Origin of the sequence: Aeromonas sp. S19(2024), assembly GCF_041402625.1 — a bacterium.
GTDB classification, from domain to species: Bacteria; Pseudomonadota; Gammaproteobacteria; order Enterobacterales; family Aeromonadaceae; genus Aeromonas; species Aeromonas caviae.
Genome location: NZ_JBGLQU010000003.1, coordinates 428,582 through 454,112, shown reverse-complemented (window position 1 = coordinate 454,112; position 25,531 = coordinate 428,582). Strand labels below are relative to the sequence as shown.

Below are 25,531 nucleotides of genomic sequence, written 5' to 3'. Positions count from 1 at the left end.
TGTTTATAACCAGCGATTGAGCCAGTTCATCAAATGGATGGTGGGATTGGAAAGCTGTCCTGGCTGACAAGCCTCTTTCAGCACAACCAGCTGCTGTTCAGCTTCCAGGAGCCGTTCGCTGGAGTGTCTCTCAGCCAGTTGCTGGCTGAGTGATGCAAGATCTGGCATCGCCAGTTGATGATGACCGCAGCCAGCCTGAAGCTTGAGGGCATCGCACAGGAAGAGCTGCAACCAGTGCAGCCGGACCTGATTATCCTCGGCCAACTGGGCGCAGACATTCGCCGCACGGGTGGGGGCCGATGCCAGCGAGACAAATCCGTCGAGCAATGCCCGTCTGGCATCATCTTGCTGTGCTTCGATGTAGCTCAGCACCCGCAGCGGCGCACCCTGGCAGATCCGCACCTGGGCCTGGGTGGCCTGATGGCCCTGCTCGGCGAGCCAGGCAAGGGTCTCCCCCTCAGAGGAGAGCTGGCAGACATGCTTGTGACAACGGCTCAAGATGGTGGGGAGCAGGCGAGATACCCGGGATGCGATGAGCAGCAACAGACTGTCGCCAGCCGGCTCTTCCAGCGTCTTCAGCAAAGCATTGGCGGCAGACTCCGTCATGCGCTCCGCCTCCTGAATGATCACCACCTTGCCGCGACCGAGCTGGGACGTGCTCTGGAGACGGCTGCAAATCTCCCGGATGGCTTCGACACCTATGGTCTTGCCCTCGGGCCCCAGGGTGCCAAGATCCGGGTGATGCCCCTTCTCAAAAAGCTGGCAGGAGTGGCACTGACCGCAGGGCTCACCTCGTTGTGGATGCTGACACAGGTGCAGTCGCGCCAGTCGCTCTGCAAGCTGCTCCTTACCAAGGCCGGGATCGCCTAGCAGCAACCAGGCGTGCCCGAGCCGTCCGGCCCGGGCCGTCTCGCTCAAGGCATGCCAATCCGGGATCAGCCAGGGATACATAGTCCCTCGCTTGCCAGATAATGCTCAAGAGCTGCCTCGATGGCGGCTTTGACTTGCGCCGGGGGCAATCCGGCATCGATGACCTGGATGGAATCATCGGCGGCCGCCAACTCGAGGTAACGCTGGCGGGTACGTTCAAAGAAGCCGATCTGCTCCAGCTCAATCCTGTCCAGCTCGCCGCGATGGCGGGCCCGCTGCAGGCCGATGGCAGGATCAATGTCGAGATAGAGCGTCAGATCCGGCTTGAAATCCCCGAGGACCGCCCGTTTGATGGCGCCGATGAGGTTCGCATCGATGCCGCGGCCACCCCCCTGATAGGCCTGGGAGGAAAGATCGTGGCGATCACCCACTACCCAGATGCCGTCTGCCAGGGCCGGCTTGATCCTGGTCTCCACCAGTTGCACCCGGGAGGCGTACATCAACAGCAGCTCAGCTTCGACGGTCAGGCGCTCGTCGTGCACTTCCTTGACGATGGCCCGCATGCGCTCCGCCAGCGGCGTGCCGCCCGGCTCCCGGGTGCACTCGATCCGCGCCACTCCGTGGGCTTGCAGATAGTCGGTCACATAGCGCACCGCAGAGCTCTTCCCTGCCCCTTCCAATCCTTCAATCACGATAAATTTAGACATTAGGGTTTCTTCAATATGTATTCACGCACCGCCCGATTGTGTTCATCGAGGGTCTTGGAGAAGTAGTGGGCACCGCCCCCCTTGGCAACGAAGTAGAGATAGTCTGTCGATTTGGGGTTGAGCGCCGCTTCGATGGAGGCCTTGCCCGGCATGGCGATAGGCGTCGGAGGCAGACCGTCGATCACATAGGTGTTGTAGGGGTTCACGTCGGTCAGATCGCTGCGGCGAATGTTGCCATCGTACCTGTCCTTCACCCCGTAGATGACGGTAGGGTCGGTCTGCAACTTCATGCCAAGGCGTAGACGGTTGACGAACACAGAGGCAATCTGGGCCCGTTCATCCGGTTGGCCCGTCTCTTTTTCGATGATGGAGGCCATGATGAGCGCCTCATAGGGTGTCTTGTAGGGCAGATTGGCCTGACGCTTCTCCCAGGAAGCCTCCAAGAACGTTTTCATGTCCTGATAGGCGCGGCGCAGGATGGAAAGATCGCTGGCATGAGTGGTATAGGCGTAGGTTTCCGGCAGGAACCACCCCTCCAGCTTGCCATTTTCGATGCCGAGTTCCTGAGCCAGTTCGGTTTCGCTCTGCTCCAGAGTCAGGCGCTCCAGATAGGGAGCGCTGGAAAGTTGCTTCAGCCAATCCTCAAAACGGGACCCTTCGACAAAGGTCAGGCTGAAGTGAAACTCCTTGCCGGAAGCAAAGAGAGAGAGAGTCTCCTTGAGCGGCGCCCCTTCCTTGATTTCATAGGTGCCGGACTTGATGGCCACCAGTTCGGGATGACCGCGCAACCAGAGACGCACCGCCCAGGGGCTGGTTTCCCCCTCCCCCAGTTCGGCAATCAGGCGCGCCGCATGGGCGCCTTTTTCGACGGTAAAGAGGCGGGTTGGCCCCTTGTTGGTGAGCGTCTCCACCTGTTGCCACTTGTGATACACGTACCCTCCGGCAACGGCGACAGAGAGTGCCGCCCCCGCGAGCAGGGTGTAAAGCCGATTAAACTTCAATGACCAAGCGCTCCTGTAAACGGCGAATCAATACCGGACTGGGATAGTGCATATCCCCGATGCTGGTGACCGGGACAATCCCCATCAGGGTATTGGTCAGCCAGACCTCTTCCGCCTGCCAGAGTGACTCCAATGGAGCCTCTACGACACGCAGTTCAATGCCCATCTGTTTAAGCATCGTCATCACGCGCTTGCGCATGATGCCATCGATCCCGGCGCGGGTGAGATCCGGTGTGAACACCGTCCTGCCACGACGCCAAAACAGATTCGCGCTGACCCCTTCTACCAGAAATCCCCGGCTGTTCAAGACTATACCTTCGACCCCGCCACGCGCAGCAAGTTCGCGCTTCAGCATCACTTGTTCGAGGCGCCCCAGCGTCTTGAGACCGGCGAGCATGGGACTGTCCCCAAGCTGCTGCTGGCATACCAGGGCATTGATGCCGGTTTGCTGCCAATCATGATAATGCTCAGGATAAGGTGCCAAAGAGACGATGCGAGTGGGCGTGTCACAGCCTGCGCCGTCATATCCCCGCCCACCGGCGCCCCGAGTCAGCATTATCTTGACGACAGCCTGTGTCTGCCCAGAAGCCAGCTGCGCCGCCTCGTCGGCAAGCAGGTCCCAGGAGTGCTCGCCAAAACCAAGCCGGGCGTTGGCATGTTGCAGCCGGGCCTGATGGTCCTGCCACCAGAGTACCTTCCCTTCCCTCACCAGCATGGTGGTGAAATGACCATCACCGTATGCCAGTCCACGATCCCTGGCTGACAGTGTTTCTGTGGGTATTCCATTAATCAGCAAGGGGATCCCTCCGATAAAAAAGGCCCGATACTGCCGTATCGGGCCTTATCATTCGCCCAGAGCGAATTATACGCGTTTGAAGATCAGGGAGCCATTGGTGCCGCCAAAACCGAAGGAATTGGAGAGGGCATATTCGAAGCTGCCGGCCTTGGCAACATGCGGCACCAGATCCAGGTCGCACTCATCATCCGGGTTGTCCAGGTTGATGGTGGGAGGCACCATCTGGTCACGCAGAGAGAGCACGGTGATGATCGCCTCGATGGCGCCAGCCGCACCCAACAGGTGGCCTGTCATGGACTTGGTGGAGCTGACCATCAGGGCGCTGGCATGGTCACCAAACACCTTCTTCATGCCGCGCAGCTCTGCCACATCCCCAAGGGGGGTGGAGGTACCGTGGGCATTGATGTAACCGATCTGCTCGGGTGCGATGCCAGCATCCTTGATGGCGTTCTTCATGGCGCGTGCGCCACCATCGCCGTCCGAGGGAGGGGCCGTCATGTGATAGGCATCCCCGCTCATGCCAAAGCCGACCAACTCGGCATAGATCTTGGCGCCGCGGGCCTTGGCATGTTCGTACTCTTCCAGCACCAATACGCCGGCACCGTCGCCCAGCACGAAACCGTCGCGATCCTTGTCCCAGGGGCGGCTCGCCTTCTGCGGTTCGTCATTACGGGTGGAGAGCGCCTTGGCAGCGGCAAAGCCGCCCATGCCCATGGGGGTGGAGGCTTTCTCGGCACCACCGGCAACCATCACGTCCGCATCGCCATAGGCGATCATCCGGCCAGCCATGCCGATGGCATGGGTACCCGTGGTACAGGCGGTAGTCACGGCGATGTTCGGGCCCTGCATGCCTTTCATGATGGAAAGATGACCGGACACCATATTGATGATGGTGGACGGAACGAAGAAAGGGCTCAGCTTGCGGGGGCCGCCATTGATGAGGCTGCTGTGGTTCTGCTCAATCAGACCCAGACCGCCGATACCGGAGCCGATGGCAACGCCTACCCGCTCCGCGTTCTCTTCGTTGATGATCAGGCCGGAATCTTCCAGGGCCTGAACACCCGCCGCCACGCCATACTGGATGAAGAGATCCATCTTGCGGGCTTCTTTGCGGTTGATGCCGAACTCTTCGGGGTCGAAATCCTTGACCAAGCCTGCGAAACGGGTTGCGAACTCGCTTGCATCAAAGTGGTCGATGAGGGAAATGCCGCTCTGCCCGTTGAGCAGGGCTTGCCAGCTGGATTCGGCAGTGTTGCCTACCGGGGAAAGCATCCCCAAGCCGGTCACCACGACTCTGCGTTTTGACACTGAGGTAGTCTCCGAGAGGTGTTTTGAAAGGGGTAAACATAAAAGAAGCGGCCCTTGGGCCGCTTCTTTCAGAACAGGAACTTATTCCTGATTAGCGGTGATGTAGTCGATAGCCGCTTGAACAGTGGTGATCTTCTCGGCTTCTTCATCAGGAATTTCGGTATCGAATTCTTCTTCCAGCGCCATTACCAGTTCAACGGTATCCAAAGAGTCAGCGCCCAGGTCGTCGACGAAGGAGGCAGCGTTCTTCACGTCTTCTTCTTTAACACCCAGTTGTTCGATGATGATTTTCTTTACGCGTTCTTCGATGTTGCTCATGACCTGAATTTTCCTTTAAAAATACGCTATTGCGTCTGGTTGGGGTAGTGTATTCAATTGACGTGAGTTTGCAAGTGACTTGCCGCTGGTCAAACCACGAAATTCGCCAAACTTCGGCGTATTATCGCAAATTTGAACAGAACTCACGACAAATTGATTACACCATGTACATCCCGCCATTAACATGCAGGGTTTCGCCGGTAATATAGGCGGCATCATCCGATGCCAAGAATACCACAGCGGCAGCAATTTCTTTCGGATCGCCCAAGCGGGCGGCAGGCACCTGATTCATGATGCCGGCGCGCTGCTCTTCATTGAGCGCCTTGGTCATGTCGGTCTCGATGAAACCGGGAGCAACCGCATTCACCGTGATGCCACGGGATGCCACTTCACGGGCCAGCGACTTGGTAAAACCAACCAGACCGGCCTTGGCAGCAGCATAGTTGACCTGACCGGCGTTGCCCATGGTGCCGACCACGGAACCGATGCTGATGATGCGACCGTTGCGCTTCTTCATCATGGCTCGCAATACCGGCTTGCTCAGACGGTACAGGGAGGTGAGATTGGTGTCGATGATCTCGTTCCACTCGTCATCCTTCATCCGCATCAGCAGGTTGTCGCGGGTGATGCCGGCGTTGTTGATCAGGATGTCGATGTCGCCAAAACGCGCCTTGATGGCGGCGAAGACGGTTTCGATGGATTCCTGACTGGTCACGTTCAGTGCCATGCCGCAGCCTTGCTCACCCAGGTAAGCACTGATCGCTTCGGCGCCGCTCTCGCTGGTCGCAGTACCCACGACCTTGGCACCACGAGCAGCAAACGTCTCCGCAATCGCACGACCAATGCCACGGCTGGCGCCAGTGACCAACACAACCTTATCGGTAAAACTCATGACTTGCTCCTGTTTACTTGATCTGGGCCAGCGCCTGCTCGAATGAGGCGACGTCGTTGGCGTGAATACCTTCCACTCGCGCATCGATACGCTTGGCCAGGCCGGTCAATACCTTGCCTGGGCCCATCTCGATTTCGAGGGTAACACCGTCGTTTGCCATGCGCTCTACCGTTTCAGTCCAGCGAACCGGGCTGAACAGTTGACGCACCAGGGCTTGCTTGATGGCGGCCGGATCCTGCTCACAGGAAACGTCGACATTATTGATGACGGCGATGGCAGGAACCTTGATCTCGATCCCATCCAGGGCGGCGGCCAGCTTTTCTGCGGCCGGTTTCATCAGGGCGCAGTGGGAGGGCACGGAGACCGGCAGCGGCAGGGCACGCTTGGCACCTGACTCTTTCATCAGCACGTTGGCACGCTCGACCGCCTCTTTGTGGCCGGCGATGACCACCTGGCCCGGAGAGTTGAAGTTGACCGGAGAGACCACCTGCCCCTGGGCCGCTTTCTCACAGTTGGCAGCGATGCTTTCGTTGTCCAGACCGATGATGGCAGCCATGGCACCGGTGCCTTCCGGTACGGCTTCCTGCATGGCCAGACCACGCAGCTCGACCAGTTTGACGGCATCGACAAACGCCAGCGCGCCGCTGCACACCAGGGCGGAGTATTCCCCCAGGCTGTGCCCTGCCATCACGGCAGGGGTGGCCCCGCCTTGTTGTTGCCACAGGCGCCACAGCGCGACCGAGGCGGTCAACAGTGCAGGCTGGGTACGCCAGGTCTTGTTGAGATCCTCGGCCGGGCCTGCCATCACCAGGGCAAACAGGTCATAACCCAGCACCTGGCTCGCCTCGGCGAAGGTCTCTTTAATCACGGCGTGTTGCTCAGCCAGCTCGGCCAGCATGCCGACGCTCTGGGAGCCTTGTCCCGGGAAGGCAATGGCAAATCGGGTCATCATTGATTCCTTTAAGGTAAGACGAATTCGGTAAGCGGGCGCCCGAGGACCGGGCACCGCTCGGTATCAGAGGCGAACCAGCGCAGAGCCCCAGGCAAAACCGCCGCCGAAGGCTTCCAGCAGGACCAGCTGGCCGGGTTTGATGCGACCATCGCGCACCCCTTCATCGAAGGCGATGGGCACTGAGGCCGCGGAGGTATTGCCATGACGATCCAGGGTCAGGATCACCTTGTCGAGCCCCATTCCGAGTTTCTTGGCGGTGGCATTGATGATGCGGAAGTTGGCTTGATGAGGCACCAGCCAGTCCAGCTCGCTCGGCTCGACGTTGGCCGCAGCCAGGGTTTCGGTCACGATCTCGCTAAGGCGTGTCACCGCAACCTTGAAGACATCGTTGCCCTTCATGTACATGTAGGCTTCGAGCTCGGCACCCGGCATGCCGCGACGGGGCTGCGGCAGTTTGAGCAGCTCGCCATAACGGCCATCGGCATGCAGATGGGTGGAGAGGATGCCCGGCGTGTCGCTGGCACCGATGACCACGGCCCCTGCCCCGTCCCCGAACAGTATGATGGTGCCGCGATCCTCGGGATCGCACATGCGTGACAGCACGTCCGCACCGACAACCAGCACGTGGCGAGCAGCGCCGGATTTGACGAACTGATCGGCGATGGCGAGAGCATATGTAAAGCCGGCACAGGCGGCGGCTACGTCAAACGCCGGGATCCCCGGTACGTCAAGCAGCCCCTGCAGTTCACAGGCAGCAGCTGGGAAGGCATTCTCTGCGCTGGTGGTGGCCAGCACTATCATGTCCAAATCGGCGGCAGTCAGACCTGCCGCATCAAGCGCACGCAAGGCCGCCTGATGAGAAAGGGTCGCGACGGTTTCGTCGGCTCCGGCGATACGGCGTTCACGGATCCCGGTGCGTTCCACGATCCATTCGTCACTGGTTTCAACCATCTGTTCAAGATCGGCGTTGGTACGAACCGAACTCGGCAGATAACTGCCAGTACCCAGAATTTTGCTATGCATAGAGTTTTATAAATCCCTGTCGGAAAAGACAGATTCAAGGCGATCTGCAATTTGCAATGGAAGTTGATGTCTGGCTTCTTGTGCGGCCAGCAGAATCGCATGACACAGAGCGCGGCGCTCGGCCCGCCCATGGCTTTTTACCACAATGCCGCGCAATCCTAACAGACTCGCGCCATTATACTGGTCGGGGTTCAGGTAAGAGAAACGCCGTTTGAACATAAATCCGGCGAGTCGACCAAGAAAACTGCGTTTTTTGCGCGGATATCCGGCCAGTTCGGCCATCATCCGCACCACCCCCTCCGCGGTCTTGAGCGCCACGTTGCCCACGAAACCGTCGCAGACGATCACGTCACACTCGCCGCTGAAGATCCTGTCCCCCTCAATGAAACCGACAAAATTAAGGGCGGAGCATTGGCGCAGCAACTCGGCGCTGTGGCGCACCAGGTCGTTGCCCTTGATCTCCTCCTCCCCCACGTTGAGCAGTGCCACTCTGGGTGAAGGTATCCCCTCGACCTTCTCTGCGACCACGGCGCCCATCACGGCAAATTGCAGCAGGGTGTCGGCATCGCAGCTCACGTTCGCACCCAGATCCAGCATCACGGTCCGTTTTCCACCCAATGTGGGCAGCGCCTTGATGAGGGCTGGCCGGTCAACACCGGGCAAGGATTTTAGCACGCACTTTGCCATGGCCATCAAGGCACCGGTGTTGCCTGCACTGACACAGGCATCGGCAGCGCCGCTCTTGACCAGATCCAGGGTCACGCGCATAGAGGAGTCTTTCAGGGTACGCAGCGCCACGATAGGCTTTTCGCCCATGCCCACGACCTGGGAGGCATGCACGAGACGAACGCGAGGGTGGTTGAGCAAGCCATGTTGCTGCAGAAGAGGGGCTGTCTGGTGTTGATCACCGACCAGAACAAGTTTTAGCTGGGGTAGAAGAGACAGTGCCTGCACGGCGGCAGGCACTGTTTCCGAGGGGCCGATATCTCCCCCCATTATGTCTAGCGCGACAGTTTGCGTAGACAAAGGCAATCCTTAAGCGATTACCTTTTTACCGCGGTAGAAACCATCGGCAGTCACGTGGTGACGACGATGAATTTCGCCACTGGTCTGATCAACAGTCAGGGCAGCGGTGGTCAGCGCATCGTGGGAACGACGCATGCCACGCTTGGCGCGGGTTTTACGGTTCTGTTGTACGGCCATGGTAGGCTAACTCCTAAAATTCACTTACGTTTGAGCGCTTCAAGAACTGCAAAGGGATTCGGCCGCTCATCAGCAGGTTCGATTTCACCCCAGGTCATCTCCATGTTTCCTCTGGGACACACATCCACCGGATGCATGGCTACCTGAGGCAACGAGAGGATGAGTTCATCCTCCAGGATTTGATGAAGATCTATCTCGCCGTTTTCGTCCAACTCAATGGGCTCATAAGCTTCCGGCAGTTCTTCCTCGTTTGTTCTTTCGAACAGCGGAGTGTAAATAAAACTAGCTTCACAAAGGTGTTCAAACGTCTCACCACAACGCTGGCAAACCAGGTCGACCTTGGCATGGGCAGTGCCTTTCATAACGGTCAACTTCTGGACATCTTTGCCAAAGTGCAGTGTGACATCCACATCACTTCGCAAGCCTTCGGTTGATTCCTCCAGCCTGGGCATCTGCGACTTTTCCACTATCCCGACATAATCGAGTAGCTTCAAGGCATTACGGACTGGATCAACCTTAACGGGCAACTTCACCTTTTGCATAGGGCGCGAATATTATAGGTCCAACAAGGGATAGTCAAAGGAAAAAGTCCTTACCGCCGATGATTTTACCTTCACAGGCCCCTGCAAGAGGAACTTGTGCTCATCGGTGGCCGATTATGCCATATCGTGCAGGATCTGGCACAGGATCCTGTTCCCCTCCCCTGTCTGTCCACCGGATGTGCTCTTTGGTGTCTCATCAGGTGGCAGAACAGCGCGGGTCGCTCCCCAGCATGCCTGGTGTCGCAGCCACTCTGGGCTCGGCTTCCATCAGTCGGCGTATGGCTTTGAAACTGCCCACGGCAGCCTTGATGGCAATGGGATTGACCAGCCAGCCCGGCAAGTTGTTGCCCGGGTTGGTATAGGTTTCGAGCCGAACGAGTGTGCTGCCATCCCGTTGGGGTAGCGCCTCCCACCGTCCGGCGCTTTCCTGGATCCGGAACAGCCCTGCATGCAATGGCAGGGCATTCGGCTCTGCCCACACCTCGAGAGTCAGGCCGCAATCGATGCGTCGACTCAAATGGGAGCGGGTGATGAGCTCCCTGTCTTGCACCGGCCAGGGAGACGCCAGGCGGGTATAGACCAGATCATCGTCGGGACCCGATCTGGCCAGCACCCTGACTTCACGGCTCTGGGGCAACCACTCTTCATGGCGCGCCGTGTTGCGCAGCACCGTTATCAGCGTGCCAGGATCGGCATTCACGCGCATCTCCAGACGTAAGGCCTGAAAAGAGGTCGGAGGATGTGGCTGGGTCCAAAGCATCACCCCCTCATCCCCCTGACGAAGTTGCCATGTCTCTGCCCAGCTGGCGAAGGAGATCAGTGCCATGACCAAGGCCGCATATCGTGTCATCACGCTCAATTCCGATCTCTTGTGTTTGTGCTGTGGTTCCATCAGCATGCATGCTTCCCGCTAATTAGGCGAGTCCCGCTGTAGACATCTCCTGTTTGCGTGGCCCCATCTGCACAGATAGAATCAACCAATTGATTTATAAATGGATATCATCAAAACATGCAGCCTTCCTTGATCCTCGCGTCCACCTCGTCCTACCGCAAAACCTTGCTGGAAAAACTCGGTCAGCCATTTCACTGTGCTGCGCCTCAAGTCGATGAGACAGCGCGACACGGGGAGACCGCAGAAGCCCTGGTCAGCAGATTGGCATTTGCCAAGGCGAATGCCGTTGCTGCTGACCGTGATCAAGGATTGATCATCGGTTCAGATCAGGTGTGCGTCTGTGACGGGCAGATCCTCGGCAAGCCCGGCACGGTGGAGAAGGCGGTCGAGCAGTTGCTGCGGGCACAAGGCAAGCGCGTCATCTTTTACACCGGGCTCTGTGTGATCAATGCTGCGAATGGCCATGCCGAGCAGCTCGTCGAGCCTTTCACCGTGCATTTTCGCTCGCTCGACGAAGCCGCCATCCGTCGCTATGTGGAGGCCGAACGTCCTCTGGATTGTGCCGGCAGCTTCAAATGCGAGGGAATGGGCATCGTCTTGTTCAAGGCGCTGGAGGGGCGCGATCCCAACGCCCTTGTCGGTCTTCCCCTGATAGGCTTGGTTGATCTCCTGGGTCGCCACGGCCTGGCTCTGCCATAACAAGAACTCTGCCATGAAAAACGGGAGCCTTGGCTCCCGTTTTTCATGGTTGTCAGCGTGGCAGCTTGGCGAGAAACGCCTCAAGCTCCGGTGACAATGGCGCTTCCACCTGCATCTCCCGCTCATCCACCGGATGAGTAAAGGTGAGCTTCCAGGCGTGCAGGAACAGACGCTTTAGCCCCTGCCCTCGCATTTTTTCATCAAACCCGGTCTCACCATATTTGTCATCGCAGGCGATGGGATGGCCGGCGTGCTGGGTGTGGACACGGATCTGGTGAGTACGGCCAGTGATGGGGCTGCACTCGACCAGGGTGGCCTCGGCAAACTGACGGGCAATCCGGAACCGGGTCTCGGAGGGCTTGCCATCGCTGCTGACCCGCACCACCCGCTCACCGGATTGCAGATCATTTTTGCGAAGTGGCGCATTGACCACCTTGACGTGGGGTTGCCACTGGCCGCGCACCAGCGCCAGATACTGCTTGCGCATGGTTTTGACCCGCAGCTGCTCGTGCAGGCTGCGCAGGGCACTGCGCTTCTTGGCAACCAGCAGTACGCCGGAGGTGTCACGATCCAGCCGGTGCACCAGTTCGAGGAAGCGGGCTTCGGGGCGCAGGGCACGCAGCCCTTCGATGACGCCAAAACTGAGGCCGCTGCCGCCGTGAACTGCCATGCCGGACGGCTTGTTGAGCACTATCATGGCGTCGTCTTCAAACAGGATCTGGCTCTCCAGACGCTGGATGCTGCCGAGGTTGGCAGAAGGCAACTCGTTCTTCTCGGCCACACGCACGGGGGGCACCCGCACCTCGTCACCGGCACAAAGCTTGTATTCCGGTTTGATGCGCTTCTTGTTGACCCGCACCTCCCCTTTTCGAAGGATGCGATAAATCAGGCTCTTGGGGACGCCCTTTAACTGAGTCTTGAGAAAATTGTCGATGCGCTGCCCGTCATGCTCAGCTTCGATGGTGAGCAGCTGCACTTGTTGATGTATCTGTGTCATGGCGCGGATTTTAACACCGCTGACAGCCCTTGGCTGCATGCTTTGTTAAAAAATGGCGTCTTGCTATAAAAGTGGTTTAAATGGGATAATAAACAAGGTTTTGTCATTGTGTTCAAGCCTTGTACTAAGTGGCCAAAATGTATGCCACCCAATCCCGAAACACCGTGTATACAAGAACATGACGGTTCCCGGGTGCGAGGTACAACGCATGGAGAACACAAACAAAGCCGACGTAAATTGTCTCCACATCGGTATCCTTAATTCACGCCCTCTCGAGAAGGCTGAACCAGAGTGCCCTTAGTTTGCGCCTCATGCATACCCCAACCGGGAGGTTGCCCCAGCATGCTGAAGACCCGAGGCCGGCGCCGGCAGGACCCAGTGGAGGAATCAAAATGACAAAATAATGAGAACTCAATGAAAAGAATGCTAATCAACGCGACTCAGGAAGAGGAGTTGCGCGTAGCGCTGGTTGACGGACAACAGCTCTACGATTTGGATATTGAAAGTCCGGGACACGAGCAGAAAAAAGCGAACATTTACAAGGGCAAAATCACCCGAGTAGAACCCAGTCTCGAAGCTGCTTTTGTTGACTATGGCGCCGAACGCCACGGTTTCCTGCCGTTAAAGGAAATCGCCCGCAATTACTTCCCCTCCGGTTACTCCTATCAGGGTCGTCCCAACATCAAAGAAGTGGTCCGCGAAGGCCAGGAAGTCATTGTCCAGATCGACAAGGAAGAGCGTGGTACCAAGGGTGCAGCCCTCACCACCTTCATCAGTCTGGCTGGCAGCTACCTGGTGCTGATGCCGAACAACCCTCGTGCCGGCGGCATCTCCCGTCGCATCGAGGGTGACGAGCGGACCGAGCTGAAGGAAGCCCTGAGCGGACTGACCGTGCCGGACGGCATGGGCCTCATCGTGCGCACCGCCGGTGTGGGCAAGTCCCCGGAAGAGCTGGAGTGGGATCTGAACGTTCTGCTCAATCACTGGGACTCCATCCACAAGGCGTCACAACAACGTTCCGCTCCGGTGCTCATTCACCAGGAAAGCAACGTCATCGTGCGCGCCATCCGTGACTATCTGCGTCGCGATGTGGGCGAGATCCTGATCGACAACCCGGTCATCTTCGAGCGCGCCAAGTCGCATATCGAGCTGGTCCGTCCCGATTTTCTCAATCGCGTGAAGCTGTACAAGGGCGATGTCGCCCTGTTCAACCACTTCCAGATCGAGAGCCAGATCGAATCGGCCTTCCAGCGCGAAGTGCGCCTGCCCTCCGGCGGCAGCATCGTCATCGATCCGACCGAAGCACTGACCTCCATCGATATCAACTCCTCCCGCGCCACCAAGGGCGGCGATATCGAAGAGACCGCCCTGCAGACCAACCTGGAAGCAGCAGACGAGATTGCCCGTCAATTGCGTCTGCGTGACCTGGGTGGCCTGATTGTCATCGACTTCATCGACATGACCCCGGTTCGCCATCAGCGCGAAGTGGAAAACCGTCTGCGTGAAGCGGTGCATCAGGATCGTGCCCGTATCCAGCTGGGCCGTATCTCCCGTTTCGGTCTGCTGGAGATGTCTCGCCAGCGTCTGCGTCCCTCCCTCAACGAGTCCAGCAGCCATATCTGCCCCCGTTGCCAGGGTCAGGGGGTCATCCGTGACAACGAATCCCTCGCCCTGTCCATCCTTCGTCTCATCGAAGAAGAGGCCATGAAGGACAACACCGAGCAGGTTCATGCCCAGGTGCCGGTCGATGTGGCCGCCTATCTGCTCAACGAGAAGCGTACCTCCATCGCCAATCTGGAACAGCGCAATGATGTGCGTGTCTACATCATTCCGAACCAGCATCTGGAAACCCCGCACTACGAAGTGACCCGCATCCGTCAGAACGAGATCCCGGAAGCGGCCAGCTACGAGCTCAAAACCGAGATTGCCAAGCCGGTCTATCAGCCGCGCCAGGCTCAGGTAGTCGAGCGCGAACAGCCGCTGCTGCAAGGGTTTGCCCCGGCTCCCCAGCCGGTTGCGCCCACCGCCCCGGCTCCTGTTGCGACTCCCGCTCCGGTTGCAGAACAAGTTGGCTTCTTTGGCAAGCTGGCCAAGGCCTTCTCCGGCCTGTTCGGTGCCTCCTCCGATGCGGCTCCGGCCGAGGTGAAGGCGCCTGCCGACAAACCGGCCGCCCAGCGCGAAGCTCGCAAGGATGACGGGCACCGTCACCAGCGCGATGAATCCCGCAGCCGTGGTCAACGTGGCCGTCGCGATGACAACCGCGGCAGTCGCAATGTCGAGGCCGGCGAGAAGCGTGAAGGCGCAGCCAGCCGCGAGAGCAGTGATCGCAATCGTCGCCCGCGCAAAGAGCGTGAGCCTCGTCAAGAGCGGGAACCGCGCCAGGAACGGGAACCCCGTGGCGAAGTGCGCACCGAACAGCGCATGGAGCGTGAGCCTCGCGAACCCCGCCAGGAGCGCGAACCTCGTGCCCCGCGTCCGGCTCGTGAACCTCGCGCCCCCCGCGAACCCCGTGCCGAGGTGAGCGTCGAGGCGGTTGATACCGTTGATACTGCGGTCGCCAGCGCTGAACCGCGTCAGGAAAAAGAGCAAAAAGTGGCCGAGCGCCGCGAACGTCGCCAACTGCGCAAGCAGATCCGTGTCGATGTCGCCGCAACCGACACTCCTGCCCTGCCGACTGACGAGCAAATCACCGATGTCGCCGACGTGCAAGCTGCCGCTGAGCAGCAAGAAGAGCAAGGCGAAGGTCAGCGTCGTTCCCGCCGTACCCCGCGCAATCAGCGCATCGAAGGGCAACGTCGCAAGCGCATCAACGAAGATGCTCGTGGCCAGCGTGAAGACGAAGCACAAAGTGAAGTGCAGCTGACTACCGCGGCCCAGGCCGATGCGGCTCAGGTGAAGGTGGAAGAACCGGTTGTGCCTGTCATCACCATTCCGAGCGCAGAAGCGGTTGCTGCCGCCCTGCAGGCCTCCGCCGCACTGACCGAACACGTGGTGGCTGAAGCCGTTGCTGAGGAAGCGGCAGAGCAAGCACTGGCAGCCCAGGCTGTGGATGCGCCCTCCACTGACGAAGTTGAGCGGGTTGCGCAAGCAGACCCTGAACCCGTCGCCGAAGTGGCAGTTGTCGAACCCGAGATGGTCGAACCTATCGTCGACACCGCCTCTCATGACGAACCTGTAGCCGTGATCGATGCTGTCGAGCAGACCCAGCAAGTGGAGGCCATCCCAGAAGAGGTTGCACCGGTTGCTGAAGCGGCACCTGTCGTGATCGCTGAGGAGACGGTCACCGCCGAGGCGGAGGTCGTCGAGAGGCCGGCTGCCGTGGTGCAAACCGAGCCAGCAACCAGCCCCGAAGTGAAGGTCAGCAAGGGTGCCGGTGTATTGGCCCGTGCCCGCAAGGCTTATGCCCCCATGGCAACGCCGGCTGCGGCTCCTGCCCCGACACCCCGTGAACCCGTGGAGTACGCTCCCCTGGTACGCAGCGAAGTCGTGACCTCCGGTCGCCACGGTGGCAGCACCGCTGCCAGCAACGTGGCAACCAGCCCGGCCGGTCGCCCCTGAGCAGACCCGTTAGTCTGAAAAAAGAGCCACACAATGTGTGGCTCTTTTTTTGTCTCTTTTTTGGGGCTGACATCGCCTTGATCTCCCTCCCTGCCCGTTCGATATCCACCGCTTTCCCGATGTTCAGCGGCCACACACACTCAGTCCAAGCAAGACGTGAATAACACACCAGACAGAGGATTCATCTCTGTCAAAGCATCACGACATGCCCTGCTTTGTCGACAGGGTCCGTGCATTGACAGCATATGATGCTATTGGCAAACAGTCTGGCAGCGTTCCCCTTTGGTAGCACAGTCGGTGTGTTCAGTGGTGGCTGAGACAACCCAGGTTGAACGGGAATGCCAGACATAGGGCAACCTGTGGCACTCTTCACTCTCATCATTTCTGGTGAGGATCATAGACCCGTTGAACGCCCTCCCTTCAGCTTCACGTGCAAGGGTCGGCTCGTAACAAGGCGTCACACAGGCAGGTTCCCCTCACTGTGCACAACGAGTGGTTCAGGGATGTAGAGAAGCTAAAGAGGTGATAGATAATGTCATTCAACTTCTTGTCTGATGGCATACAGCTATCACTCATTGAACTATTGCCGTATGACGTGACATTCACCAGGCAACAAAAAAGGGCCCGAAGGCCCTTGTTTCATTTCCAATGACTGTCGCGCTTACCCGCCAAAGAGATGGTTGTTCAGCAGGAACAGGCCGCCGGAGAGCAGCATGGTGAGCGGCAATGTCAGCACCCAGGCAAGCAGAATGGTCTTGATGGTCTGGCTCTGCAGGCCGGACTTGTTGGCCACCATGGTCCCCGCCACCGCAGAGGAGAGAATGTGGGTGGTGGACACCGGCATCCCGGTCAGACTCGCAATCCCGATGGACGCGGCGGCCGTGATCTGGGCTGCAATGCCCTGGCTGTAGGTCATGCCGGTGGAACCGATCTTCTCCCCTACCGTGTAGACGATACGACGCCAGCCCACCATGGTGCCGCAACCGAGCGCCAGGGCGATGGACACGATGACCCAGGTCGGCGCATATTCGGCCGTGGCGGTCAGATCCTTGCGCCATTTGGCGAGATCGGTCAGCTCCTTGGCCGGCAGCGGCAATTTGGAGACCTTGCGGGCAGTGTCGTCGATGCACAGCAGCAGACGACGCACCTCGCGGCGATCTACCAGGTTCATCTCCTCGTAGGTGCGCACCTGGCCCAGACGCTTGTCGAGGGTAGCCATGGCCTGCAGGGCCTCCCCTGCCGCACAGTGGCTCATCAGCTCTTCCTGGGCTTTGGCAGGCACACTGAAGTTCACCAGATGGGAAACCTGATCCTGGTTACGCTGGTAGATCTCCATGATGCGCTGGTTGGCATCCTGGGTTCTGTCCAGATCATAGGAGCGGCTGTTCATGTCCAGCGCAAAATAGGCAGGCGCCATGCAGATCAGCACCAGCATCACCAGACCGATGCCTTTCTGACCATCGTTGGAGCCGTGCACGAAGCTCACCCCCATTGCGGAACAAATCAGTGTGACACGGGCCCAGAACGGTGGATGCTTCTTGCCGTCCACCAGCAGGCGCTCTTCCGGGGTCTTGTGGATCTTGCTGCCAAGCCATACGCGCTTCATGGCAAACAGCAGCAGGGCTGCAATGATGAAGCCCACGGTGGGAGAGATGATGAGAGAGAGCATGATGTCGATGGCTTTGCCGACGTTGATACCCTCTTTCAGGGGTTGATGGCTGATCAGGGCATAGGCACCGCCTACCCCCAGGATGGAACCGATCAGGGTGTGGGAGCTGGATGCCGGAATACCGAAGTACCAGGTTCCCAGGTTCCAGACTATGGCCGAGAACAGCAGAGAGAACACCATGATCAGACCCTGGGTGGAGTCCATGCCAAGCAGCAGATCGATGGGCAGCAGATGAACGATGGCGTAGGCCACCCCCAATCCACCCAGCATGACACCGGCGAAATTGAACAGACCGGAAGCCACCACCGCCATATGAGCCGGCATCGCCTTGGTATAGATAACCGTTGCTACCGCGTTGGCGGTATCGTGAAAGCCGTTGATGAATTCATAGGCCAGCACAAAAAAAACGGCCAATACCAAACCGATTGACCACCACAAACCCAAACCACTAAACATTTCAAACATAAAAACGAACCTGTTTATGAGTTGCGGCGGATTATGCCAGAAGGCTCGATGCGCCATACCCGTTGTTGAAATATTTCAGCAAAAAAAAAAAAGGGCATTCCGTCAGAAAATGTCTTAGGGCCTGTAGGAACGGGGCTTGTCGAGGATTAATTTAAGTCCATTCCATTACTGTGGATAGGCGCCAATCAAAGCCTGAGCATGGCTCAATGTCCCGAAAAAGGCCGCTTTTCAACCCGCTCGGCACGCCCGTTTCCTTTTGTCAGATAAAAAAAGAGGGTGCCTTGGCACCCTCCTCGATAGACAAGCCGCACGGTGCGGGGATCAATCCTGGTTGATCCGGCTGGCCACAGCCCCTTGCTGACTCTTGTATTTGGCATTTTCCCGTTTGTTGTACGGGCGAGCCGCGGTACCTGACAGCATCTCGAAGTTCAGGGCACCGATCTTCATCTTGGGACGCAGGGCCAGAGGCAACTTGCCGCCGTTGTAAAACTCCAGCACGATGCGACCGGACCAGCCCGGATCGATGCGGTGGGCGGTGACGTGCACCATGAGGCCCAGGCGCGCCAGGGAGGAGCGACCATCCAGCCAGCCGACGATATCGGCGGGCAAGGTAACCGATTCATAGGTCACCGCCAGCGCCAGCTGACCCGGGTGCAGATAGAAGGCTTCACCGTCCGGCACGTGGATCTCCTCGCTCATCACCCGCTCGATGGCATCGGCCATCTCGGCACTGGTACCGCCAAGGTCGATGTAAGGCGCGGTATGATCGCGAAACACCCGAAACTCGTTGCCCAGCAGCACATCGACGCTGACGCCGCTGATCCGCTCAACACCGGGCCGCGGCTCGATGACGATCTTGCCTTCATCCAGGTGCCTTTCGATATCGGTATCACAAAGACGCATTCTGCGACTCTCCTGACAATAGATTCATTAAAAAAAGCCGGGCATCACCCGGCTTGTTTTCTCTCAACCAATCAACATATGGCGGATACGCGCCTTGAGCATGTCGATGGCGATGCGGTTCTTGCCGCCACGGGGCACGATCACGTCGGCATACTGCTTGGACGGGTCGATGAACTGCATGAACATGGGACGCACAGTCTTCTGATACTGCTTGAGCACGGAGTCCATGGTACGACCGCGCTCCTGCACATCGCGCACCAGACGGCGCAGCAAACAGATGTCGAGCGGGGTATCCATGAAGATGGAGGCGTCCATCAGTTCGCGCAGGCGGCTGTCAGTCAACAGCAGTATCCCTTCGAGGATGATGACACGGCGCGGTGCAAAGGTAGTGACCTCGGTCATGCGCGTGTGCTCGGTATAGGAGTACTGGGGGATGTTGACCGCCTCCCCTTGCGTCAGCTGGGTCAGATGCTGCACCAGCAGATCGTGATCCAGGGCATTGGGGTGGTCATAGTTGGTCTTGACCCGCTCTTCCATGGTCAGGTGGGTCTGATCACGGTAGTAGCAATCCTCGGTGATCACACCAATCTGACCCGCTCCCAGCTCGGCCACCAGCTCTTCATAGATGGTTTGGGCGATAAGACTCTTGCCGGACGCGGATGCACCAGCAATACCGATGATCACGCAGGAATGTTGAGTATCAGACATTGAAAATACCTAAAGAGAAGAGCACTGGGGATTGTTTAAACCGATCCATTATATGAAAAAGGGGTGGCCATGCCCACCCCAAATCCGCCCCCCTTGGTCGAACGCCGATTATTCGTCCAGCGCCACCGTGTAGAGCGGGGTCGCAATCGGTTTTGCGCTGAAATAGAGCTCGGCCCCTACCCGGCGAGCCAGTTTCAGGTAAGTCTGTGACAGCTCGCCATCCGGCGCACCGAACACGGTGGGGCAGCCGTCATCCATGTGCTGGCGAATGTCGATATGCAGCGGCAACTGACCAAGCAGCGCCAAGTGATACTGCTCCGCCATCTTCTGGCCACCGCCGGTACCGAACAACGGCTCGTGATGCCCGCAGGCGCTGCAGACGTGGTAACTCATGTTCTCGACAATGCCAAGCACAGGCACATTGACCTTGTTGAACATGGCAATCCCTTTGCGGGCATCTGCCAGCGCCACATCCTGGGGCGTCGTGACGATCACCGCCGCCGTGGTGGGCACCTGCTGGGCCAACGTCAGCTGGATATCGCCGGTGCCCGGGGGCATGTCCACCACCAGGTAGTCCACCTCGCCCCAGCGGGTCTCGTGCAGGATCTGCCCGAGAGCCTTGCTCGCCATGGGACCGCGCCAGATGGTGGCATCCTGCTCGGCCACCAGATAACCGATGCTGTTGCTCTTGATGCCGCAGGCCATCACCGGCTCCATCAGCTTGCCATCAAAGCTGACAGGGCGCTCCTTGAGGGTCCCCGTCATGGTCGGGATGGAGGGGCCATAGATGTCCGCATCCAGCAGGGCGACCCGCGCCCCCTCTTTTTGCAGCGCCAGCGCCAGGTTGACCGCGGTAGTGGACTTGCCCACCCCTCCCTTGCCGGAGGCAACCACCAGGATATTGCGGATCCCCTGCACCGCCGCCAGTTGCTGCGCGCGGGGCATGCTGGCCACGTCTATCTCCCCCGTCCAGTCGATGCGGGTCGCGCCGGTTGCGCTGCGCAGCTGGGCATCGAACTCCTCTTTGATCTGTTCAAACAGGGACAGGCCTGCAAAGGGCAGCACCAGCGTGATGGCCAGGGTCTGTTCGTGCCGCTCGACGGAACGCACAAAACCGGCCGCGACCAGATCCTTGCCCCATCCTGCCGGCTTAAATTCGGCCAGGATCTGTTTTACTGAATCAATCACCATTAACTCCCCATTATGTTGTCGTTATGCTGAGGTGAACGGTTACCGCACATAAATCAGTGGCTTGCCGACGTCATCGTGATGCCGCCAGTCAGGGCACCGGGGGCCACAACCCTAGGCAGGCCGCCCCCAATTCGGGTAACATGCACGGCACTGTATCATCCCAACAGGCACATAAAGAACGTATTATGGCAACTGATCCTCGTAGAATGCTGGTAACCTGCGCCCTCCCCTATGCCAACGGCTCCATCCATCTCGGCCACATGCTGGAACACATCCAGGCCGATATCTGGGTTCGTTATCAGCGAATGCGTGGCCATCAGGTGCATTTCGTCTGTGCCGACGATGCCCACGGCACGCCCATCATGCTCAAGGCGCAGCAGATGGGGATCTCGCCAGAAGAGATGATTGCCGCCGTCTCCCAGGAGCACCAGGGGGATTTTGCCGGTTTCAACATCAGCTTCGACAACTACCACTCCACCCACAGCGACGAGAACCGCGAGCTGGCGGGCGTGATCTATGGCCGCCTCAAAGAGTCCGGCAAAATCAAGATCCGCACCATCTCCCAACTGTTCGATCCGGAAAAATCCATGTTCCTGCCGGATCGCTTCGTCAAGGGCACCTGCCCCAAGTGCAAGTCCCCCGATCAGTACGGTGACAACTGCGACGCTTGCGGCGCCACCTACAGCCCGACCGAGCTGATTGATCCGAAATCCGCCGTCTCCGGTGCGACCCCGGTGATGAAGGACTCCGAGCACTTCTTCTTCGACCTGCCCCAGTTCGAAGCCTGGCTCGCCGACTGGGTACGCGGCTCCGGCGCCATCCAGGAAGAGATGGCCAACAAGATGCAAGAGTGGTTCGAAAGCGGCCTGCAGCAGTGGGACATCACCCGTGACGCCCCCTACTTCGGCTTCGAAATTCCCGGTGCCCCCGGCAAATACTTCTATGTCTGGCTGGACGCCCCCATCGGCTACATGGCGTCGTTCAAGAACCTGTGCAACAAGCGCGGCGACATCGACTTCGACAGCTACTGGAAAGCGGACTCCGACGCCGAGCTCTATCACTTCATCGGCAAGGACATCGCCTACTTCCACTGCCTGTTCTGGCCGGCCATGCTGGAAGGCGCGAACTTCCGCAAGCCGACCAAGGTCAACGTGCACGGCTATGTAACCGTCAACGGCGCCAAGATGTCCAAGTCCAAGGGCACCTTCATCAAGGCGTCCACCTATCTCAAGCACCTGGATCCGGAGTGCCTGCGTTACTACTACGCCGCCAAGCTCAACAGCCGCATCGACGATCTGGACTTGAACCTCGAAGACTTCGTCTCCCGCGTCAACGCCGACGTGGTCAACAAGCTGGTCAACCTGGCCTCTCGCAACGCCGGCTTTATCGCCAAGCGTTTTGACGGCAAGCTGGCCGCCACCTGCGCCGAGCCCGCACTCTACGCCGAGTTTGCCAACGCCAGCGCCAGCATCGCCGAAGCCTATGAAGCGCGCGAATTCAGTCGCGCCATCCGCGAGATCATGGCACTGGCCGACAAGGCCAACCGCTATGTGGACGACAAGGCTCCCTGGGTCATCGCCAAGCAGGAAGGGGCGGATGCCGAATTGCAAGCCGTCTGCTCCGTCGGCATCAACCTGTTCCGCGTGCTGATGGCCTACTTGAAGCCCGTCATGCCGCAACTGGCCGAGCGCGCCGAAGCCTTCCTTGGCGAAACCCTGACCTGGGACGGCATCGCCGCCCCTCTGGTCGACCACGGCGTCGCCCCCTTCAAGGCACTCTTCTCCCGCATCGAGTCCGCCAAGGTGGATGCCATGGTGGAAGCGTCCAAGGAAGATCTCGCCAAGGAGCAGAGCAAGAAGCCGGCAGGCCCCCTGGTGGACGATCCCATCAGCGAGACCATCACCTACGACGACTTTGCCAAGATTGACCTGCGGGTGGCGCTGATCAAGAAAGCCGAAGCGGTGCCGGAAGCCGAGAAGCTGCTGAAGTTGCAGCTGGACATCGGCGGCGAAACCCGTCAGGTCTTTGCCGGTATCAAGTCCGCCTACAACCCGGAAGATCTGGAAGGCAAGCTGACCGTGATGGTGGCCAACCTGGCCCCGCGCAAGATGCGCTTTGGTATGTCTGAAGGCATGGTGCTGGCGGCAGGTCCGGGTGGCAAGGATCTCTGGATCCTCGAGCCCCAGGAAGGTGCCCAGCCGGGCATGCGCGTGAAGTAATACGCCCCTTCCCGGACAGTCCCAATGAAAAGAGAGGCCAATGGCCTCTCTTTTTTTACCTTGTGGAGTGCTTACTGCCCGCTCTGCAGCAATGCCATGCGAAGGCCGACCAGCTCCGCCTGATGGCAATCCAGTTGCAGTAGTTGGCAGCGGATCTCTGTTTTCAGGGCTCGCCGTTGCTGGCCTCGCCCCGTTTCGCCCCCAAGGCGTCTGAGCCATTGGCGCCTGTCCTGCAATTGCCCAAGCCGCTCCTGCCAGCTCACCTGCATGGACAACCAGGCCGGATCCCCTCCCCCCTGTGCCGTCAGCAGCTCCATCCCGTAGCGCGCCTGTTTCAGCACCAGACGCAGCCGGTGCCAGCACCGAAGTTTCGCCCTGATGCCCACAGGAAGGGAGGTGGTCTTCGCCAGTGCATCCGACAGTGACAGCGCTAGGTGCAGCCGAAACAGCGGCAAGAGATCGACACCGACAGGTACCTCTTCCAGTCGGGCCAGCCAACGGGCCAGCGGGCCGGTCAACAGGGGGACCCGTGGCAAGCGGCTCTGCCGAAGCGAGCCACCATGATGCTGCGCATAGACCTGGGCATCGCGCAGGGCGGAGAGCGTACCGACGGCACGGGTCAATCGCCGCTCCAGCTCGGGCTCATGAATGAGGGGTCGCCACAGGGCGAGCAGCGCCAGCAGGCGACGGGCCGCTATCCGGTAGGCATGCGCCTCTTCCATCCCCTTGTGCTGGCGCAGTGCCAGGGTCGCCCCCCGATATTGCCCAACGAGCCGGTTGGCCTGCGCAATCCCGCTCTCCCCCATGAACCCTCCCGGCTAGTTGGTATGAAAACCGGTTCCGGTGGGTGGCAACGCCTGGATGCACTCCATTCGGGTGACGGTGGCGGTTCGGGGCCCGTGCTCAAGCCAGCCCAGCATCATCTGTACCTTCTGTTCGGGACCGGCAATCAGGATTTCCACCGAGCCATCTTCCAGGTTGTAGGCATGCCCCCGCAGCCCCAGTTGCAGCGCCCGCTCCCGGGTGAAGTAGCGAAACCCCACTCCCTGAACCTGACCCCACACCCGCACGACAAACGATTGCTCTCCCATTTATCACACCTTTTCCTTAAGTAATTTTTCCCCGGGGCGATAATGAGCGCGACACTCTCTTCCCCTTGCAGGACGCAATACCATTATGAAAGAAGTAAAGTTTCGGTGGGTTGACCGTTATCTCATTCACCTCACGATCAGCGAGAAATTTCTCATCACCTTCTGGTGCCCCCTGGTGTTCATCGCCTTCCTCACCTGGTATCTGCTGGCCGACGGCCATGATCAGGCGATGCAGCTCAGAGTGGATCAGCTCAAAGGGCGGGTCGAGACCACGGCCCAGCTGGTGAGCCAGCAGCCGACCCTTACCCTGCCCGCGGATCTCGTACTCACGCCTGGCGCCGCCACCGGCCTTAGCCAGCAGGGGGACATCTATCGCTATGGCGCCAGCGCAGGACAGGCGGGCGTCGTCTCCGGCACCCTGGATACGAGTCACTACGCCCTCTGGGATGGTCAGGGCACCACGCTCACCATCATCGCGGTGCTGGCCGCCCTGCTGGCCCTCATCACCCACTATCTGATGACCTTTGTCTCGGGGGCCCTCTACTCCACCAACAAGGCATTGCAGACGGTAGCGAACGGCGATCTCACCTTCCGGCTCAATTTCTTCCCGGTGCGCGACGAGTTCTCCATTCTGGCGGGCAGCATCGACACCTTCACCGACCGCCAGCACAAGATAGTGCAACTGGTGGAAGAGTCCGCCGATGCCCTTACCCTGGCCGCAGACGAATTTCGCGAGCATGCCAGCGACGGCGAGCAGCTTGCCCGCGCCCAGCGCCAGCACATGGACTCCCTGGCCGCCGCCATGGAGCAGATGTCCGCCGCCATCCGGGAAGTGGCCCGCAACGCCAATGACACCCTGCTGCAAACCCGCCAGTCCAGCGACGAGGCGACTCACGGGGCACAGCGGGTGGCACGTACCATTACCGCCATCCGCACCCTGGCAGACGAGATTGGCAATGCCTCGGGCGCGGTCGAGCGGCTGACTCACAACGCCAATCGCATCAACGAAGTGGTCAACGTCATCAACGCCATCTCCCAGCAAACCAACCTGCTGGCCCTCAACGCCGCCATCGAGGCGGCCCGCGCCGGTGAACAGGGACGCGGCTTTGCGGTGGTGGCCGACGAGGTGCGCACCCTCGCCAGCCGCACCCAGCAGGCCACGGTGGAAATCCAGCAGATGATCGAGGAGCTCCAGGCCGGGACCGGGGCGTTGAACGACATCATGGAGAAGACGGTGGGGCGCGCGGCCGACAGCCAGCAGCTCATCACCGAGGTGGGCATGGACATCGAGCGGCTCAGCAACCACAGCGATGCGGTGCTGGAGATGAGCACCCAGATCGCCACCTCCAGCGAAGAGCAGAGTTCGGTGGCCGAGGAGATCACCCGCAACCTCGACAAGGTGCGCCACGAGGCGAGCCGGGTGGAGGAGTCCGCCAGCGCGGCGGTCGCCGGCACCACCGGCCTCAAGGGAACCGCCAGCGAACTCGGTCAGGCGCTCACCGGCCTGCGGATCTGACCCCCTCCGGC

The 25,531-nt window shown here is 59.5% G+C and carries 24 protein-coding genes; 4 read left to right on the top strand and 20 right to left on the bottom strand.

From position 1 onward, the window contains the following. Positions 1–3: 3 nt before the first annotated feature. The 13 genes from holB to ACB037_RS09360 all read right to left on the bottom strand — a co-directional run bounded on the left by holB (position 4) and on the right by ACB037_RS09360 (position 10,438). Positions 4–951, bottom strand: coding sequence for a DNA polymerase III subunit delta' (gene holB, locus ACB037_RS09420; RefSeq protein ID WP_371175250.1), 948 nt, complete (start codon positions 949–951; stop codon positions 4–6). Beyond that, positions 936–1,577, bottom strand: coding sequence for a dTMP kinase (gene tmk / locus ACB037_RS09415; protein ID WP_042017643.1), 642 nt, complete (start codon positions 1,575–1,577; stop codon positions 936–938). Before tmk ends, holB begins: the two co-directional genes overlap by 16 nt. Beyond that, positions 1,577–2,578, bottom strand: coding sequence for an endolytic transglycosylase MltG (mltG, locus tag ACB037_RS09410; protein WP_042017642.1), 1,002 nt, complete (start codon positions 2,576–2,578; stop codon positions 1,577–1,579). The genes tmk and mltG overlap by 1 nt, the downstream gene beginning before the upstream one ends. Continuing rightward, a complete protein-coding gene (gene pabC, locus ACB037_RS09405; RefSeq protein ID WP_323948587.1) occupies positions 2,568–3,374 on the bottom strand; it encodes an aminodeoxychorismate lyase in 807 nt (268 codons plus the stop codon). The genes mltG and pabC overlap by 11 nt, the downstream gene beginning before the upstream one ends. Before the next feature lie 66 nt (positions 3,375–3,440). After that, on the bottom strand, positions 3,441–4,682 hold the full coding sequence (gene fabF / locus ACB037_RS09400) for a beta-ketoacyl-ACP synthase II (RefSeq protein WP_151027385.1): 1,242 nt from the start codon (positions 4,680–4,682) through the stop codon (positions 3,441–3,443). 81 nt (positions 4,683–4,763) lie between these two features. Then, the gene (gene acpP, locus ACB037_RS09395; RefSeq protein WP_005300909.1) at positions 4,764–5,000 is read right to left on the bottom strand and encodes an acyl carrier protein; all 237 of its coding nucleotides are present in this window, start codon (positions 4,998–5,000) and stop codon (positions 4,764–4,766) included. 157 nt (positions 5,001–5,157) lie between these two features. Next, positions 5,158–5,892: a 3-oxoacyl-ACP reductase FabG gene (fabG, locus tag ACB037_RS09390; RefSeq protein ID WP_039041169.1), complete on the bottom strand. Its 735-nt coding sequence runs from the start codon at positions 5,890–5,892 to the stop codon at positions 5,158–5,160. A 13-nt stretch (positions 5,893–5,905) separates the two neighbouring features. Next, on the bottom strand, positions 5,906–6,841 hold the full coding sequence (gene fabD / locus ACB037_RS09385) for an ACP S-malonyltransferase (protein ID WP_371175249.1): 936 nt from the start codon (positions 6,839–6,841) through the stop codon (positions 5,906–5,908). A gap of 66 nt (positions 6,842–6,907) precedes the next feature. Continuing rightward, the gene (locus tag ACB037_RS09380; RefSeq protein ID WP_010674740.1) at positions 6,908–7,867 is read right to left on the bottom strand and encodes a beta-ketoacyl-ACP synthase III; all 960 of its coding nucleotides are present in this window, start codon (positions 7,865–7,867) and stop codon (positions 6,908–6,910) included. Positions 7,868–7,873: 6 nt separating this feature from the next. Beyond that, positions 7,874–8,893 (bottom strand): phosphate acyltransferase PlsX, encoded by a 1,020-nt coding sequence (gene plsX / locus ACB037_RS09375; protein WP_041215168.1) that lies wholly within the window; start codon positions 8,891–8,893, stop codon positions 7,874–7,876. A gap of 9 nt (positions 8,894–8,902) precedes the next feature. Continuing rightward, positions 8,903–9,070, bottom strand: a complete 168-nt coding sequence (gene rpmF / locus ACB037_RS09370) for a 50S ribosomal protein L32 (RefSeq protein ID WP_005300935.1) — start codon at positions 9,068–9,070, stop codon at positions 8,903–8,905. A 20-nt stretch (positions 9,071–9,090) separates the two neighbouring features. Then, positions 9,091–9,612 carry a 23S rRNA accumulation protein YceD gene (gene yceD, locus ACB037_RS09365; protein ID WP_029314532.1) on the bottom strand — a complete coding sequence of 174 codons (522 nt, stop codon included), beginning with the start codon at positions 9,610–9,612 and terminating at the stop codon, positions 9,091–9,093. Positions 9,613–9,808: 196 nt separating this feature from the next. Continuing rightward, positions 9,809–10,438, bottom strand: a complete 630-nt coding sequence (locus ACB037_RS09360) for an START domain-containing protein (protein WP_336591272.1) — start codon at positions 10,436–10,438, stop codon at positions 9,809–9,811. 183 nt (positions 10,439–10,621) lie between these two features. Here ACB037_RS09360 and ACB037_RS09355 point away from each other — a divergent pair, with 183 nt between their 5' ends. Next, complete coding sequence (locus ACB037_RS09355; RefSeq protein WP_041215169.1) at positions 10,622–11,203, top strand: nucleoside triphosphate pyrophosphatase; 582 nt, start codon at positions 10,622–10,624, stop codon at positions 11,201–11,203. Between the two features lie 52 nt (positions 11,204–11,255). On the opposite strand, the gene rluC is transcribed toward ACB037_RS09355, so the two are convergent. Then, entirely contained in the window at positions 11,256–12,200 is a 945-nt protein-coding gene (rluC, locus tag ACB037_RS09350) for a 23S rRNA pseudouridine(955/2504/2580) synthase RluC (RefSeq protein ID WP_010674735.1), read from the bottom strand. A 414-nt stretch (positions 12,201–12,614) separates the two neighbouring features. On the opposite strand from rluC, the gene rne reads away from it, so the two are divergent. Further along, on the top strand, positions 12,615–15,758 hold the full coding sequence (gene rne / locus ACB037_RS09345) for a ribonuclease E (protein WP_371175248.1): 3,144 nt from the start codon (positions 12,615–12,617) through the stop codon (positions 15,756–15,758). A 661-nt stretch (positions 15,759–16,419) separates the two neighbouring features. On the opposite strand, the gene ACB037_RS09340 is transcribed toward rne, so the two are convergent. The 4 genes from ACB037_RS09340 to apbC all read right to left on the bottom strand — a co-directional run bounded on the left by ACB037_RS09340 (position 16,420) and on the right by apbC (position 20,694). Beyond that, positions 16,420–17,892 (bottom strand): inorganic phosphate transporter, encoded by a 1,473-nt coding sequence (locus ACB037_RS09340; protein WP_045524860.1) that lies wholly within the window; start codon positions 17,890–17,892, stop codon positions 16,420–16,422. Positions 17,893–18,213: 321 nt separating this feature from the next. Further along, a complete protein-coding gene (dcd, locus tag ACB037_RS09335) occupies positions 18,214–18,795 on the bottom strand; it encodes a dCTP deaminase (RefSeq protein WP_010674732.1) in 582 nt (193 codons plus the stop codon). 63 nt (positions 18,796–18,858) lie between these two features. Further along, the gene (gene udk, locus ACB037_RS09330; protein WP_010674731.1) at positions 18,859–19,503 is read right to left on the bottom strand and encodes a uridine kinase; all 645 of its coding nucleotides are present in this window, start codon (positions 19,501–19,503) and stop codon (positions 18,859–18,861) included. A 108-nt stretch (positions 19,504–19,611) separates the two neighbouring features. Continuing rightward, positions 19,612–20,694, bottom strand: coding sequence for an iron-sulfur cluster carrier protein ApbC (gene apbC / locus ACB037_RS09325; RefSeq protein ID WP_371175247.1), 1,083 nt, complete (start codon positions 20,692–20,694; stop codon positions 19,612–19,614). A gap of 185 nt (positions 20,695–20,879) precedes the next feature. Between apbC and metG the strand changes: the two genes are divergently transcribed. Continuing rightward, positions 20,880–22,913, top strand: coding sequence for a methionine--tRNA ligase (gene metG / locus ACB037_RS09320; protein WP_128271386.1), 2,034 nt, complete (start codon positions 20,880–20,882; stop codon positions 22,911–22,913). A gap of 71 nt (positions 22,914–22,984) precedes the next feature. Here metG and ACB037_RS09315 read toward each other — a convergent pair whose 3' ends face one another. After that, positions 22,985–23,719 carry a CHAD domain-containing protein gene (locus ACB037_RS09315; RefSeq protein WP_371175246.1) on the bottom strand — a complete coding sequence of 245 codons (735 nt, stop codon included), beginning with the start codon at positions 23,717–23,719 and terminating at the stop codon, positions 22,985–22,987. Between the two features lie 12 nt (positions 23,720–23,731). Further along, on the bottom strand, positions 23,732–24,004 hold the full coding sequence (locus ACB037_RS09310) for an acylphosphatase (protein ID WP_239053592.1): 273 nt from the start codon (positions 24,002–24,004) through the stop codon (positions 23,732–23,734). 85 nt (positions 24,005–24,089) lie between these two features. On the opposite strand from ACB037_RS09310, the gene ACB037_RS09305 reads away from it, so the two are divergent. Next, on the top strand, positions 24,090–25,520 hold the full coding sequence (locus ACB037_RS09305) for a methyl-accepting chemotaxis protein (RefSeq protein ID WP_010674726.1): 1,431 nt from the start codon (positions 24,090–24,092) through the stop codon (positions 25,518–25,520). The last annotated feature ends 11 nt before the right edge of the window (positions 25,521–25,531 follow it).

Excerpts from the sequence above, each read along its gene's own strand:
- ACB037_RS09315 (WP_371175246.1), bottom strand. The coding sequence starts at position 23,719 with ATGGGGGAGAGCGGGATTGCGCAGGCCAACCGGCTCGTTGGGCAATAT.
- tmk (WP_042017643.1), bottom strand. The coding sequence starts at position 1,577 with ATGTCTAAATTTATCGTGATTGAAGGATTGGAAGGGGCAGGGAAGAGC.
- rpmF (WP_005300935.1), bottom strand. The coding sequence starts at position 9,070 with ATGGCCGTACAACAGAACCGTAAAACCCGCGCCAAGCGTGGCATGCGT.
- ACB037_RS09360 (WP_336591272.1), bottom strand. The coding sequence starts at position 10,438 with ATGGCACTGATCTCCTTCGCCAGCTGGGCAGAGACATGGCAACTTCGT.
- dcd (WP_010674732.1), bottom strand. The coding sequence starts at position 18,795 with ATGCGTCTTTGTGATACCGATATCGAAAGGCACCTGGATGAAGGCAAG.
- fabD (WP_371175249.1), bottom strand. The coding sequence starts at position 6,841 with ATGACCCGATTTGCCATTGCCTTCCCGGGACAAGGCTCCCAGAGCGTC.
- ACB037_RS09310 (WP_239053592.1), bottom strand. The coding sequence starts at position 24,004 with ATGGGAGAGCAATCGTTTGTCGTGCGGGTGTGGGGTCAGGTTCAGGGA.
- apbC (WP_371175247.1), bottom strand. The coding sequence starts at position 20,694 with ATGGTGATTGATTCAGTAAAACAGATCCTGGCCGAATTTAAGCCGGCA.
- udk (WP_010674731.1), bottom strand. The coding sequence starts at position 19,503 with ATGTCTGATACTCAACATTCCTGCGTGATCATCGGTATTGCTGGTGCA.
- rne (WP_371175248.1), top strand. The coding sequence starts at position 12,615 with ATGAAAAGAATGCTAATCAACGCGACTCAGGAAGAGGAGTTGCGCGTA.
- ACB037_RS09380 (WP_010674740.1), bottom strand. The coding sequence starts at position 7,867 with ATGCATAGCAAAATTCTGGGTACTGGCAGTTATCTGCCGAGTTCGGTT.
- ACB037_RS09305 (WP_010674726.1), top strand. The coding sequence starts at position 24,090 with ATGAAAGAAGTAAAGTTTCGGTGGGTTGACCGTTATCTCATTCACCTC.
- metG (WP_128271386.1), top strand. The coding sequence starts at position 20,880 with ATGGCAACTGATCCTCGTAGAATGCTGGTAACCTGCGCCCTCCCCTAT.
- ACB037_RS09355 (WP_041215169.1), top strand. The coding sequence starts at position 10,622 with ATGCAGCCTTCCTTGATCCTCGCGTCCACCTCGTCCTACCGCAAAACC.
- fabG (WP_039041169.1), bottom strand. The coding sequence starts at position 5,892 with ATGAGTTTTACCGATAAGGTTGTGTTGGTCACTGGCGCCAGCCGTGGC.
- acpP (WP_005300909.1), bottom strand. The coding sequence starts at position 5,000 with ATGAGCAACATCGAAGAACGCGTAAAGAAAATCATCATCGAACAACTG.
- rluC (WP_010674735.1), bottom strand. The coding sequence starts at position 12,200 with ATGACACAGATACATCAACAAGTGCAGCTGCTCACCATCGAAGCTGAG.
- holB (WP_371175250.1), bottom strand. The coding sequence starts at position 951 with ATGTATCCCTGGCTGATCCCGGATTGGCATGCCTTGAGCGAGACGGCC.
- yceD (WP_029314532.1), bottom strand. The coding sequence starts at position 9,612 with ATGCAAAAGGTGAAGTTGCCCGTTAAGGTTGATCCAGTCCGTAATGCC.
- ACB037_RS09340 (WP_045524860.1), bottom strand. The coding sequence starts at position 17,892 with ATGTTTGAAATGTTTAGTGGTTTGGGTTTGTGGTGGTCAATCGGTTTG.